This is a genomic window from Microbispora sp. H10885 (assembly GCF_014161415.1).
Lineage (GTDB): Bacteria > Actinomycetota > Actinomycetes > Streptosporangiales > Streptosporangiaceae > Microbispora > Microbispora triticiradicis.
The window spans coordinates 856,043-868,123 of record NZ_JABBWY010000001.1; the positions used below are offsets into that span (position 1 = coordinate 856,043).

Annotated in this window: 13 protein-coding genes and 1 pseudogene; 10 read left to right on the forward strand and 4 right to left on the reverse strand. The window is 72.3% G+C overall.

What is annotated here, in order from left to right:
• Nucleotides 1-22 precede the first annotated feature (22 nt).
• On the reverse strand, nucleotides 23-910 hold the full coding sequence (locus HHX37_RS03795) for an EamA family transporter (RefSeq protein ID WP_182884493.1): 888 nt from the start codon (nucleotides 908-910) through the stop codon (nucleotides 23-25).
• A 206-nt stretch (nucleotides 911-1,116) separates the two neighbouring features.
• On the opposite strand from HHX37_RS03795, the gene HHX37_RS03800 reads away from it, so the two are divergent.
• The 6 genes and pseudogenes from HHX37_RS03800 (at nucleotide 1,117) to ccsB (ending at nucleotide 7,114) form a co-directional block, all read left to right on the forward strand.
• A complete protein-coding gene (locus HHX37_RS03800; protein ID WP_111699588.1) occupies nucleotides 1,117-2,025 on the forward strand; it encodes a LysR family transcriptional regulator in 909 nt (302 codons plus the stop codon).
• A gap of 12 nt (nucleotides 2,026-2,037) precedes the next feature.
• Nucleotides 2,038-2,640: pseudogene (locus tag HHX37_RS03805) on the forward strand (histidine phosphatase family protein); the annotation flags it as partial.
• Between the two features lie 397 nt (nucleotides 2,641-3,037).
• Entirely contained in the window at nucleotides 3,038-3,625 is a 588-nt protein-coding gene (locus HHX37_RS03810) for a TlpA disulfide reductase family protein (RefSeq protein WP_310740255.1), read from the forward strand.
• Entirely contained in the window at nucleotides 3,618-4,349 is a 732-nt protein-coding gene (locus HHX37_RS03815; RefSeq protein WP_111699587.1) for a cytochrome c biogenesis CcdA family protein, read from the forward strand. The genes HHX37_RS03810 and HHX37_RS03815 overlap by 8 nt, the downstream gene beginning before the upstream one ends.
• Nucleotides 4,349-6,130 (forward strand): cytochrome c biogenesis protein ResB, encoded by a 1,782-nt coding sequence (locus tag HHX37_RS03820; RefSeq protein ID WP_182884494.1) that lies wholly within the window; start codon nucleotides 4,349-4,351, stop codon nucleotides 6,128-6,130. Before HHX37_RS03815 ends, HHX37_RS03820 begins: the two co-directional genes overlap by 1 nt.
• 3 nt (nucleotides 6,131-6,133) lie before the next feature.
• Nucleotides 6,134-7,114, forward strand: coding sequence for a c-type cytochrome biogenesis protein CcsB (ccsB, locus tag HHX37_RS03825; protein WP_182884495.1), 981 nt, complete (start codon nucleotides 6,134-6,136; stop codon nucleotides 7,112-7,114).
• Nucleotides 7,115-7,291: 177 nt separating this feature from the next.
• Here the strand turns inward: ccsB and HHX37_RS03830 are convergent, their stop codons facing one another.
• Nucleotides 7,292-7,645: a PLD nuclease N-terminal domain-containing protein gene (locus tag HHX37_RS03830; RefSeq protein ID WP_182872884.1), complete on the reverse strand. Its 354-nt coding sequence runs from the start codon at nucleotides 7,643-7,645 to the stop codon at nucleotides 7,292-7,294.
• Nucleotides 7,646-7,920: 275 nt separating this feature from the next.
• On the opposite strand from HHX37_RS03830, the gene HHX37_RS03835 reads away from it, so the two are divergent.
• Together HHX37_RS03835 and HHX37_RS03840 are read left to right on the forward strand one after the other, a co-directional pair.
• Nucleotides 7,921-8,949, forward strand: coding sequence for a hypothetical protein (locus tag HHX37_RS03835; RefSeq protein ID WP_310740256.1), 1,029 nt, complete (start codon nucleotides 7,921-7,923; stop codon nucleotides 8,947-8,949).
• A gap of 9 nt (nucleotides 8,950-8,958) precedes the next feature.
• A complete protein-coding gene (locus HHX37_RS03840) occupies nucleotides 8,959-9,198 on the forward strand; it encodes a hypothetical protein (protein ID WP_111699584.1) in 240 nt (79 codons plus the stop codon).
• Nucleotides 9,199-9,324: 126 nt separating this feature from the next.
• On the opposite strand, the gene HHX37_RS03845 is transcribed toward HHX37_RS03840, so the two are convergent.
• A complete protein-coding gene (locus HHX37_RS03845; protein WP_036325312.1) occupies nucleotides 9,325-9,546 on the reverse strand; it encodes a BldC family transcriptional regulator in 222 nt (73 codons plus the stop codon).
• Nucleotides 9,547-9,805: 259 nt separating this feature from the next.
• Between HHX37_RS03845 and HHX37_RS03850 the strand changes: the two genes are divergently transcribed.
• Complete coding sequence (locus HHX37_RS03850; protein WP_111699583.1) at nucleotides 9,806-10,015, forward strand: DUF4229 domain-containing protein; 210 nt, start codon at nucleotides 9,806-9,808, stop codon at nucleotides 10,013-10,015.
• Here the strand turns inward: HHX37_RS03850 and HHX37_RS03855 are convergent.
• Nucleotides 10,012-11,247 carry a hypothetical protein gene (locus HHX37_RS03855; protein WP_111699582.1) on the reverse strand — a complete coding sequence of 412 codons (1,236 nt, stop codon included), beginning with the start codon at nucleotides 11,245-11,247 and terminating at the stop codon, nucleotides 10,012-10,014. The two genes, HHX37_RS03850 and HHX37_RS03855, sit on opposite strands and share 4 nt — an antisense overlap.
• A 101-nt stretch (nucleotides 11,248-11,348) precedes the next feature.
• Here HHX37_RS03855 and HHX37_RS03860 point away from each other — a divergent pair, with 101 nt between their 5' ends.
• Entirely contained in the window at nucleotides 11,349-12,074 is a 726-nt protein-coding gene (locus tag HHX37_RS03860; RefSeq protein ID WP_182884497.1) for a demethylmenaquinone methyltransferase, read from the forward strand.
• The last annotated feature ends 7 nt before the right edge of the window (nucleotides 12,075-12,081 follow it).

Consider the following 12,081-nt stretch of genomic DNA (forward strand, 5'->3'; position numbering starts at 1 on the left):
CCCGCGCCTCACTTCACCAAGGTCAGCGGGGGGTGGGGGAGGGAGTGGGAGCGGGGGCCCTGTGGGGGCGGGTGTTGGCGTAGAGGAGGCCGGCGAGGATGAGGGCGCCGGCGGCGACCGTGAGCGGGGAGACGGGCTCGCCGGTGAACAGGGCGGCGGTGGCGAGTCCGAAGACCGGCACCAGCAGGCCGTACGGCGCGACGAGCGAGGCGTCGTACCGGGTGAGAAGCCATCCCCAGACGGCGAACCCGCCGAGGGTCGACAGAAGTGCGGTGTAGAGCACGGCGCCCACGCCCTCCACGGTGAACGACCCCAGCGAGGACGGGCCCTCGGTCAACAGGGCCAGCGCCAGGAGGGGCGGCGCCGAGACGGCGCTGACCCACACCATGAAGCGGAGGGAGTCGGGCGGCGCGGCCCTGCGGGTGGCGACGTTGCCGAGTCCCCACCCGGCCGCCGAGGCCACACACAGCAGGAACGCCCCGAAGGGGATCGCCCCCGACTCCGCGACGACACCGGCCGCGATCAGGCCCAGGCCGGCGAAGGCCACGACCGTACCGGTGACCCGGCGCCGTCCGAGCCGCTCGCCGAGCAGCGCGGTCGCGAACAGCGCGGTGAAGACCGCCTGCACCTGGATGACCAGTGAGGTCAGCCCGGCGGGCATGCCGGCGCGCATGCCGAGCAGCAACAGGCCGTACTGGGCGACGCCGAGCGACGCGCCGGTGGCCAGCACCCACCGCCAGGGCACGCGCGGTCCTCCGGCGACCAGTACGGCGGGGAAGGCGGCCAGCAGGAACCGGAGGGCGGCGTACGTGAGCGGCGGGTAGTGCTTCAGGCCCGTCTGCATGACGACGAAGTTGCAGCCCCAGACGGCGGCGAGCGCGACGGCCAGAGCCAGGTGGCGGGGGCGCATGGATCGGTCGCCCGGAAGGTCAGCGGGAGTGACGCCGGTCCCGGCTCTGCCTGGCCTGCTTCGCCAGAGTCTCCAGGTAGGAGGTCTGCTCGGTACGGGTCGGCTTCGTGAAGAACTTGTTGAAGATTCGCATGAGTAAATCATCGCATCGCTAAACAGTTGAGCACAACCGAGTTTTTCTTACCCGGACGGTTTAGACTATCTACATGTTGGATCTGAACCGGCTGAAGGCACTGCACGCGGTCGCCGTCTACGGGTCCGTGGGCGCCGCCGCCGAGGCGCTGATGGTGACCCCGTCGGCGATCTCCCAGCAGCTCGCCAAGCTCGAACGGGAGACCGGCGCGGTCCTGATCGAGCGCAACGGCCGCGGGGTGAAACTCACCGACGCGGCCGGGCTGCTCGCCGACCACGCCGAGCGCATCCTCGCGCTCGTGGAGACGGCGGAGGCCGACTTCGAGGCGCTGCGCGGGGAGGTGGTCGGCAGGCTGAGCATGGCCGCCTTCCCCACCGCGGCGCGGGGCATCGTGCCGCGCGCCCTCACCACACTGAAGAGGCAGCACCCCGACCTCGACCTGCTCGTCTACGAGCGGGAGCCCGAACGGCAGATCCGCGAGCTGTCGCGCGGCGACCTCGATCTCGCCGTCCTCCAGGACTGGCTCAACCGGCCGATGGCCCTGCCTGAGGGGCTGTCGCGCACGGCGCTGCTCGACGACGTGGCCGACGTCGTGGTGCCGGCCGACCACCCGCTGGTGGGCGCCGACCGGGTGCGGCTGAGCGACCTCGACGGCGAGAGCTGGATCAGCTCGACCCCCGGCACGGTCTGCCACGACTTCCTGGTGTTCCTGCTGCGTTCCGAGGAACGGGAGCCGCACATCGTCTCCATGGCCGACGAGTACCCCACCCAGCTCGCGCTGGTCGCCGAGGGCCACGGATGCGCGCTCATCCCGCGGCTCGGCCGGGGACCGCTGCCGGAGGGCGTCGCCGTCCTGGCCGTCCAGCCGCCGCCGGTCAGGCGGATCTACGCGGTGTGGCGGACCGACGCCGCGAGGCGTCCCGCGATCCGCGCCGCCGTAGAGGCGCTGCGCTCCGCGTGCCCGGAGCCGTCCGGTGGGTAGGCTGTGCAGGTCATGACAGAGATGACCATCGTTCACCTGCTCCGGCACGGAGAAGTCCACAATCCCCGCGGCGTCCTGTACGGCAGGCTGCCGGGTTACCACCTGTCCGAGACCGGCCGCCGGATGGCCGAGATCGTCGCCAAGGCCGTCGCGGGCAGGGACATCGTCGCGGTCTGGAGCTCGCCGATGGAGCGCGCCCAGGAGACCGCGGAGCCGGCCGCGCAGGCTTTGGGCCTGGAGATCACCACCGACGAGCGTCTCATCGAGGCGGGCAACGTCTTCGAGGGCCTGCGGATGACCGGCGGCGACACCGTCTTCCGTGATCCCCGCTCCTACCGCCACTTCAGGAACCCGTTCCGGCCGTCCTGGGGCGAGCCGTACCGCGAGGTCGTGGCCCGCATGAAGTCGGTGGTGGACGACGCGCGGGCGGCGGCCCGCGGCCACGAGGCGCTGCTGGTCAGTCATCAGCTGCCGATCTGGGTCATCCGGCTCGCCGCCGAGGGCAGGCGGCTGTGGCACGACCCGCGCAGGCGTCAGTGCGCGCTGGCCAGCCTCACCAGCCTGACCTTCGAGGGGAACCGGCTCATCAGCGTCGGTTACAGCGAGCCCGCCGGGGCGCTGCTGCGGGAGGTCGCGCAGCCGCAGGGCGAGGCCGCGCTGTTCGAGCAGGCCGACGCGGCCCTCCCGGAGGCGTTGCGCGCTCATCCCGAGGAGGCCGACGGGGCCCGTCCCCGGGCGGTGCGCGTCGACACCGAGGCGGTGCGCGTCGATTCCGAGGAGACGGCGACCGGACCGGAGGACGAGGAGACGCCCGGCCCGCGAGCGATGCCCGGGGCGTGATCGTTCCCGGGTGACGTCACGCACGTGGCCGTGTCCCGGCGATCCGCGCCCCGGCGACCCCGTGCCCGGGCGACCTGTGCCCCGGCGACCCCGTGCCCCGGAGAACCGGGCACCCCCACCGGTCGGTAGGCTTACAGCTCTACCGGTTGTAGTACAAGGAGATCCATCTCCCGTGTCCGCCAAGCGCCTGACCGCAACGCGCCTGACCGCGCTCGCCGCCGCGGCCGCGGCCGTCACGGCCCTCGCCGGTTGCGCGGGCGGCCAGGAGGCCCAGCCCCGCTCCGGCGACACCCGTTTCGTCGCGGGCGACGGCCGGGTCGAGTTCTTCACCGCGGCGCAGCGCCAGAAGGCGCCCGCGATCGAGGGACAGACCCTGGACGGCGGCAGCGCCACGCTCACTACTGGCAAGGTCCACGTGCTGAACTTCTGGGCCTCCTGGTGCGCGCCCTGCCGGGCCGAGGCGCCCGTGCTCAAGGACATCGCGGCGACCACCAAGCCGAAGGGCGTGGAGTTCCTCGGCGTCAACTTCAAGGATCTCCAGGCGTCCGCGCAGGCGTACGACCGCTCGGTGAAGCCGGGCTATCCGAGCATCTACGACCAGAGCGGCAAGACGCTGCTGAAGTTCCAGGGCACGGTGCCGCCCGCCGCCATCCCCTCCACGCTGATCATCGACGCCCAGGGCCGCATCGCCGCCCGCGCGCTCGGCGCCGTGAAGTACGACGACCTCCTCGCGGCCGTCACCAAGGTGACCGATGAGTGACCTCGGCAGCACCGTCGCGACGGGCTCGCTGCTGCTCGCCGCGCCGATCGCGGCGGCCGCCGGGCTCGTGTCGTTCGTCTCCCCGTGCGTGCTGCCGCTGGTCCCCGGCTACCTGTCGTACGTCACGGGCATGAGCGGCGACCCCAGGCGGAGCCGGATGGTGCTGGGCAGCGCCTTGTTCGTGCTCGGGTTCGCGCTGGTGTTCGTGCTCGGCGGGGCGCTGTTCGGCGGCCTCGGCGCGGCGCTGCAGGGCAACGCCGACGTGATCAGCAGGGTTCTCGGAGTGGTGACGATCGTCCTCGGGCTGGCCTTCGTGGGCGTGCTGCCCGGCCTCCAGCGGGACGTGCGCATCCACCGGCTGCCCGCCGCCGGGCTCGCGGGGGCCCCGCTGCTCGGCGTCGTCTTCGGCCTCGGCTGGACGCCGTGCATCGGCCCGACGCTGGCGGTGGTCATGACGCTCTCGGTGAACCAGGGCAGCGCGCTGCGCGGCGCGGCCCTCGCCTTCGCGTACGCGCTGGGCCTCGGCCTGCCGTTCGTGCTGGCCGGGCTGGCCTACCGCAAGGCCCTCCACGCGTTCCGGGCGGTCCGCCGGCACACCCCGCTGATCACCAGGGTCGGCGGCGGCATGCTCGTGGCCGTCGGCGTGCTGCTCGTGACCGGGCAGTGGGCGGAGATCATCGTTCACCTGCAGGTGTGGGTCGGCGGATTCAGGCCGGTGATCTGATGAGCGCGCCCGACGACCTCGCACGCGCCGTACGGGACGAGCCCGCGCTCCTCGACGAGGCGGCGCCGCGCGACGAGACGGCGGCCGGTGCCGGGACGGAGGCCGGGGACGCGGCGCGGGAGCCGGCCAGGCCGGTCGGCCTGGGCCTGACGGGATGGCTGCGCTGGGCCTGGCGCACGCTCACCTCGATGCGCACCGCGCTCATCCTGCTGTTCCTGTTCGCGCTCGGCTCGGTGCCGGGCTCCGTCTATCCCCAGCGTGGCGTGGACCCGGGCAGGGTCGCGCAGTACTTCAAGGACAGTCCCACCCAGGCGAAGTGGCTCGACCGCTTCTGGCTGTTCGACGTCTTCACCTCGCCCTGGTTCGCCGCGATCTACCTGCTGCTGTTCGTCTCGCTGGCCGGGTGCGTGTTCCCGCGCGCGCTGGCGCATCTCAGGGAGATCCGGCGCAGGCCGCCCGCCGCGCCGCGCAACCTCCTCCGCCTGCCGCACTCCGAGGAGTTCGAGGGCGATCTCACCGTGGACCGGGCCGCCGCCGTGCTCCGGCGCAGGCGCTTCCGGGTGGTCACCGGCGACGGCTGGGTGGCGGCGGAGAAGGGCTATCTCCGCGAGACCGGCAACCTGCTCTTCCACATCGCGCTGCTCGTGCTGCTGTTCGCCGTCGGCGCCGGTGGCCTGTACGGCTACCGCGGCAACGTGCTGGTGGTGGAGGGCGACGGCTTCTCCAACGCCGTCGCCGCCTACGACCGCTTCATGCCGGGCAGCCGGGTCACCGCCGAGTCGCTGGAGCCGTTCTCCTTCACGCTGAAGGACTTCGAGGCCAGCTACGTCGCCGCCGGGGCCAAGCAGGGCCAGCCGCTCGACTACCTCGCGCGGCTGGAGGTGCAGGACTCCCCGGAGTCCGCGCCTCGCCAGGTGGACCTCAAGGTCAACGAGCCGCTGGACGTGAGCGGCACGCTGACCTACCTCATCGGGCACGGCTACGCGCCCACGTTCCGGGTGACGGACGGCGAGGGCCAGGTGGCCTACGACGGCCCGGTGCCCTGCCTGGCCGGCGACCAGGCGACGTATACGTCCGAGTGCGTCATCAAGGTGCCGGACGCCCGGCCGTCCCAGCTCGGCTTCCTGGCCCGCTTCCTGCCCACGACCGTGCCGAACGGCGACGCCTGGGTGTCGGTCTTCCCCGGCGCGGCCAACCCGACCGTGCAGGTCTTCCCGTTCGCGGGCGACCTCGGCCTGCGGTCGGGCCGGCCGCAGTCGGTGTACCAGCTCGACACCACGCGCCTGAAGCCGCTCGGCAAGATGGCCGCCCAGCCGGCGCCGCTGAACGTGGGCGACACCAAGGAACTCGCCGACGGCGCGGGAAAGATCCAGTTCACCGGCGTCAAGGAGTGGATCAGCCTCCAGGTCACCTACGACCCGGGCCGGGAGCCGGCGTTGCTCGCGGCGGCGGCCGCGGTGATCGGGCTCGTGCTGTCACTCACGATCCGCCGCCGCCGCGTCTGGGTGCGGGTGAAGGACGGCAGGGCCACGGTGGGAGGATTGACCCGCACCGAGGGCGGCGGCGCGGCCTTCGCCGAGGAGTTCGCGCAGATCGTCACCGCCCTGCGCGGCGGCCCGCCCACCGAGGACGCCACACCGGACGAGACCCGGGACGACGACGAGCCGGGCAGGCCCGGAGCGCCCGTCCCGGGCGACTCCGCGATCGTCGCCGGGCAGGCCGAGCCGGACGAGCCGCCCACCGGAACCGCCGCACCGGGCGTCCGCCCGGACGAGGAGTGAATCATGCCCGCCCCGGTCAGCCAAGCCGTCAACGACACTCTCGCCATGGTGAGCGACCAGCTCATCCTGGTCACCGTGCTGCTGTATCTCGCCGCGATGATCTGCTTCGCGCTGGAGCTCGCCTTCGGCCGGGTCCGTACGGCGGAGCCCGCGCGTACGCGTGAACTCGTCGGCGCGGGCGGCCCGGCACTCCCGGCGGAGGACCCCGCGGAGGGCGCGGCCGGGGCCGTCCGCACGCCGCCGCAACCGGCGGGGTGGGCGGTCCGGGCCGGCGTCGCCGGCGTGGTCCTCGCCTGGATCGCGTGGGCCGGCAACCTCGCCGGCATCCTCACCCGGGGCATCGCGGTGGACCGGTGGCCGTGGGCCAACATGTACGAGTTCGTGGTGGCCATCTGCTTCGCGGCCGTCACCGCGTTCCTCGCGCTGCTGATCCGCCAGCCGATCCGTTACCTCGGCGCGTTCGTGACGGTGACCGCGGCGCTCGGGCTGGGCTTCGCCGTGCTCTTCCTGCACGTCCAGGCGGGCCCGGTGATGCCCGCGCTGCACTCCTACTGGATCGCGATCCACGTCACCGCCGCGATCGTGGCCAGCGGGCTGTTCATCGTGGCGGGCGTCTGCGCGATCCTCTACCTGATCCGCCAGGACGGGCGGCCGTCGGTGCTGCCCGCCAGGGAGACGCTGGAGCGGGTCGCGCACCGCGCGATCGTCATCTCCTTCCCGATCTGGACGTTCGCCGTCATCGCCGGCGCGCTGTGGGCCGACCGGGCGTGGGGCCGCTACTGGGGCTGGGACCCGAAGGAGGTGTGGGCGTTCGTCACGTGGGTCGTCTACGCCGCCTATCTCCACGCGCGGGCGACGGCCGGATGGCGCGGCAAGGCCGCCATGATCATTTCGTTGGTCGCCTTCGGCTGCCTGCTGTTCAACCTGGTCGGCGTCAACATCTTCTTCTCGGGGCTGCACTCCTACGCCGACGTGCCCAAGTGACCCCGGCGTCCGTCCGGCGAGGGGCCGCCGGCGGACGGCTTCTGCGGGTGCTCCCGCGGGTGGGGGTGCCGGGCCGGGCGTGAGGGGCCGCCCGGTCGCCGGTCGTCCGGCTGCGGTCGGTCGTCGGTCAGTCGGCGGTTGTGGGTGGGTCGCGGCGGTTGCGTGTGGGTCGTCGGGTCAGTCGTCGCCGCGCAGACGGCGCTCCAGGCTGCTCAGGAAGTCCGGGTCGTCGTCGGGCCCGCGCGGCGCGTCGCCGCGCCGGGACCACGCCCCGCCCCGGCCGCCCGCCTGGGCCTCCGCCTGCGCCCCCGGACCGCCCACGGCGCCGTTCGGGCCGTACACGGAGTGCACCGCCCGGGGACGGCCCACGAGGAGCCAGGTCAGGGCCCCGACGCCGGCCAGGAAGACCACGATGAGGACCCATACGAACTTGGGGAGGTTGCGCATGTCCTCCTCGGGGGTCGTGATCACGTCGAAGAGGCAGTAGAGCCAGAAGGCAAGCAGCGCCAGGCCGATAATCACGCTAGGCATGCCCACACGGTAAGCCATGCCGGCGACTGATCGTGTCCCGCTTCGGGGTGACGTGGACAGCCGGGCATCGTACGGTGGACCGGTACACGGCGTCCGGAGACCGCGCCCGACGGAACGCGGAGCCTGCCGGAGACGCCGGTGGAACCACGTGACGGAAGCCCTGAACAGAACCAGCAGCCTGACGAATTCGGCCTGAACAGAGGGGTGCGATGGCGGAGCCGGGCGACAGGGGCCGCCACCGGCGCGGAACGCGGTGGTGGCAGCGAGGGCCCTACGTGTCCTCCCACCGCCGCACCGACGTCCCCGGACGCGCGGAGGACCACGCCCCCGACCGCACCTCCGACCGTGGCCCCGACCGTTCTGCCGATCGCGCCTCCGACTGGGGCTCCGGCCGCCCCTTCGATCGAGGCGCCGAGCGGTCCTCGGAGCGGGCTCGCGACCGTTCTTCCGACCGCGCTTCCGACCGAGGCGCCGAGCGGGCCTCGGAACGGCCGTGGGAGCGGGCGCAGAACCGGCCGCCGGAGTGGGGCGTCGACTGGGCCGCCGAATGGGGCGCAGAATGGTCGCCCGAGCGGCATCCGGAGCGGGTGTACGCCGTGACCGCGCCGGTGGTCGACGACCGTCCCCAGTACACCTGGCAGGACTTCGAGCTCGACGACCTGCCGACCCGGGCGGCGCCCCATGCGCCCGACACCCCCGACCTGCGGGACGGCAGGAAACACTGCGGGCCGCTGGAACGCGTCCTGTTCCGTGAGTGGGACGCCGCGGAGGGTCCGCCCTCCGCCGACGCCGTACGGGCCGTGGACAGCCTCGCCCGGCTGCCGGAGCAGCTGAAGACCAAGCTCGCCATCGGGCTCGACGGCATCTACGTGGGCCGGGGCGGAGTGCCCGACCTCGACGACATGGGTTACCTGCGCGGCGCCCCGCTGCCCTCCGGCCGGGCCACCTGGGACATCTGCGCCGGTGCGTACGGCGACCGCAAGATCGTGGTGGGGGACCGGCCGTCGCCCACGCCGGACGTGATGATGCACGAAGTCGGGCATGCGCTGGACGACGTCGACGCCGGTCCGGGAGAGTGGGTTTCGGACTCACCGGAGTTCGCGGCGCTCTACGAGGAGTGCCTGCCGCTGCTCGCGTCGTCGTTCCACCGGCAGCCCGGCGGCCTGGGGCGCAAGGAGTTCTTCGCCGACGCGTTCGCGGCGATCGCGTCCCGGCAGCGCCCGGCGCTGGTGGACATGCTGGGCGGTGACACGCGGACGGCCCTCAACGTCATGCTCTTCTTCAACAGGCGCTACGGAATCTAGGTGATTCGGATGTACGTTATCCGGCTCGGCGACGGGACGCTGCGCGTGCCCCGGTCCCTGACCACCGATGACGGGCGCCTCATCGGCAACGCGTACGTCGAGGTCGCACCGGGGGAACCCGGTTACGAAGGCTGGCTGGCCGAGTCCATCACCGAGCAGGAGGACGCCGAGCGACGCCGTCGCTGGCGGGAGGGCGACGACGCGCTGGAGCAGGCGTTCCTGGCCTTCAAGGCGGAGCAGGACCGTTGATCCCCGGCAAGGGAGCAGGACGAGCCGGGAGGGCCTGTTACGGCAGCCTGAAATCGAGGTGGGACTGACTCCGGTGACCCTGCGGCGTCCGGGTAGCGCGCAGGATCACCCGGTGCTGGTACTGCGTCAGACTCGCGGGGAGTCGCCGTTCGGCCGATCGGCCGTGAGGACGTCCTCTCCGCGAAGGAGGGCGTGTACTTCCGATTCACGGAACCGCCGATGCCCCCCGGGGGTACGGATGCTGCTGATACGCCCGGCCGCGGCCCAACGGGTCACGGTCTTCGGGTCGACCCTGAAGAGAGCCGCAACCTCTCCAGGAGTCAGCAGTCGCTCGCTGCTACTCTCCACAATCTCTCCCCCTCGCGTCCCGCGTCCTGCAGCGGGCGGACAGGTAACCAGTGTGCCGAGCGAAGCCTGATTTATCCGTGGTTTTCGGAGAAGATCACGGGTTGTTACCGGCTCAGTGCCCGATTGTTATATGATAGAGCCTCTTTGGGGCGCTCATGGGTGTTTCTTTACAAAAGCGCCTTGTTGTGAACACTAGCAGTGCTTGCAGCAGATGCGAAGAGCGACCAGCGCACCGGGAGAGTGACGTAACCTCGACGCTGTGCATCCGGTTGTCGTTTACACCCTTTCGCGCCTCGGCCTGTTCGCGGTCGCGGTCGGCGTCCTGTATCTCGTCGGCCTGCGGTCGTTCCCGCTGCTGCTGGTCGCCGTGCTGGTCAGCGGTCTGGCCAGCTACGTGCTGCTGTCGAAACAGCGCGACGCGGTGAGCGAGCGCATCGCCACGAAACGTCGGGGACCCGGGAACTCCTAGGCCGCCGGGAACATGCCGACCCGGGCATGGTACTCATGCCCGAGCTCCGTCGTGTCGCTTCCCACCAAAAGACCTGTCTTTACGGTCAGGAAGGCCTTTACCCCGATTCCCCTTTCCCGCGTCGGGTTCCATGTCAGCGCACGGCCCGTCACGGGGTGTATCGCCCCTATGCCCGGCCTGGGGACCGCTCCCGCGCCGGCCGTGTCGGACCCTCGCGGGTTGTTCAGCCAGCGCTGGTGACCACCCACGTAGACGGCCGAACCGGTCACCGCGACCGCGTACAGGGAGTCGCCCCCGGTCAGGTTGACCCAGGTCGGACGGATCGCGTCGCCCTTCGCGTACGTCTCGAACCTCGCGGCGGAGTCGCACAGCTTGGTGGTGCGCGGCGCCGGGCCGCCCGTCGTGACGACCACGAAGTAGCGGCCGTCGGGCGACAGGTCCAGCCCCCGGACGTACGAGGGGAAGTCGGGCTTGCAGGCAGGGGCGTACGCCTCCGTGTGCCAGCCGGCCACCCGGCCCGTCGTCAGGTCGATCACCCCGAGCTGCGGGCGGCGCAGCCCGTCGAGCGTGGTGAACGAGCCGTCCACGACTAAGCGGTCGGACGTCGCGGCCATGGCGTAGATCCCGGCCCCGCCGCCGCGCCCGCCGCCGGGGGTGACGGTGAAGCGGGGGTCCACCGCGCCGGTGCCGGCGTCCACGCGGGCGAGGGCGGTGCGCGCGCTGCGGCCGATCCTGGCGAAGTCGCCGCCGACGTAGAGCGCCCCGCCGAGACGTACCAGGCTGGTCACCTCTCCCGCGTAGACGGGCGCGGAGAAGGAGGAGACGGGAGCGCCGTCGGAGACGCGCAGCCGGGTCAGCCCTCGGGACGGCCAGGTGAACGCACCGCCCACGTAAACGGTGCCGCCGGGGCCCGGGGCCAGGGCGGACACCGGCCCGTCGAGGTCCGGCGCGAAGCCGGGCAGGACGCGGCCGGTGGGCAGGTCGAAGGCGAAGACGTTGGCGCGCGGCAGGTCCGCCCCGCCGCGGGCCTCCCGCACCGCGCTGAACTCGCCGCCCACCACGACGGTGCGGCCGACCAGCGCGAACGCGGTGACGATGCCGTCGAGCACGTGCGGAGTGGTGTTCACGGGGTTCTCCGACACCACGTGGGGCTGCCGGAGGCCGGCGAAGGCCGGCGCGGCCGGCAGGACGGCGAGCGAGGTCACTGCGATCAGTGCGGTGGTGAGGCGCATTCCCCAAGTTCTAGCAGACTGAGCGTAATCGATGAACTACGTTCCGCTCATCCTGTCCGGGTGGTGAGGGGGCCCGGGCGGCGCGGCCTAGGCTTGCGTGCATGACGCGCGCATCGCTGGACAAGCAGCCGCACGAGGTCGCCGCGATGTTCGATCGCACGGCCCGGCGCTACGACCTGGTCAACGACGTCCTCTCCCTCGGCCAGGACCGCCTGTGGCGCAGGGCCACGGCGGCGGCGGTGGACGCGGGCCCCGGCGAGCTGGTCCTCGACCTCGCCGCGGGCACCGGCACCTCCACCGACGCGTTCACCGCGCTCGGCGCGCGGGCGATCGCGTGCGACTTCTCGTTCGGCATGCTCAGCACCGGCGTGGCGCGGCGCGGCGGGTCCGGCCTGTACGGCGGGGGCGTGCGCGGGGTGACCTTCGTCGCGGGCGACGCGCTGCGCCTGCCGTTCCGCGACGAGATCTTCGACGCCGTCACGATCTCCTTCGGCCTGCGCAACGTCGCCGACACCGGGCAGGCGCTGCGCGAACTGCTCCGGGTGACCCGGCCGGGCGGGCGCATGGTGATCTGCGAGTTCTCCCGGCCGACGCCGAAGTCGTTCGACCTCGTCTACTCGCAGTACCTGATGAGACTGCTGCCGCCGGTCGCCCGGATGGTCAGCTCCAACCCCGACTCCTACGAGTACCTCGCCGAGTCGATCCGGGCCTGGCCCGACCAGCGGGCGCTGGCGGGGATCATCCAGGAGGCGGGCTGGGAGAAGGTGGGCTGGCGCAACCTGAGCCTCGGCATCGTCGCCCTCCACCGCGCCGTCAAGGGCCGGTGAGGCGTGG

Coding starts and splice junctions, on each gene's coding strand:
- HHX37_RS03795 (WP_182884493.1), bottom strand. CDS start 910: ATGCGCCCCCGCCACCTGGCTCTGGCCGTCGCGCTCGCCGCCGTCTGG.
- HHX37_RS03800 (WP_111699588.1), top strand. CDS start 1,117: ATGTTGGATCTGAACCGGCTGAAGGCACTGCACGCGGTCGCCGTCTAC.
- HHX37_RS03815 (WP_111699587.1), top strand. CDS start 3,618: ATGAGTGACCTCGGCAGCACCGTCGCGACGGGCTCGCTGCTGCTCGCC.
- HHX37_RS03820 (WP_182884494.1), top strand. CDS start 4,349: ATGAGCGCGCCCGACGACCTCGCACGCGCCGTACGGGACGAGCCCGCG.
- ccsB (WP_182884495.1), top strand. CDS start 6,134: ATGCCCGCCCCGGTCAGCCAAGCCGTCAACGACACTCTCGCCATGGTG.
- HHX37_RS03830 (WP_182872884.1), bottom strand. CDS start 7,645: ATGCCTAGCGTGATTATCGGCCTGGCGCTGCTTGCCTTCTGGCTCTAC.
- HHX37_RS03840 (WP_111699584.1), top strand. CDS start 8,959: ATGTACGTTATCCGGCTCGGCGACGGGACGCTGCGCGTGCCCCGGTCC.
- HHX37_RS03855 (WP_111699582.1), bottom strand. CDS start 11,247: ATGCGCCTCACCACCGCACTGATCGCAGTGACCTCGCTCGCCGTCCTG.
- HHX37_RS03860 (WP_182884497.1), top strand. CDS start 11,349: ATGACGCGCGCATCGCTGGACAAGCAGCCGCACGAGGTCGCCGCGATG.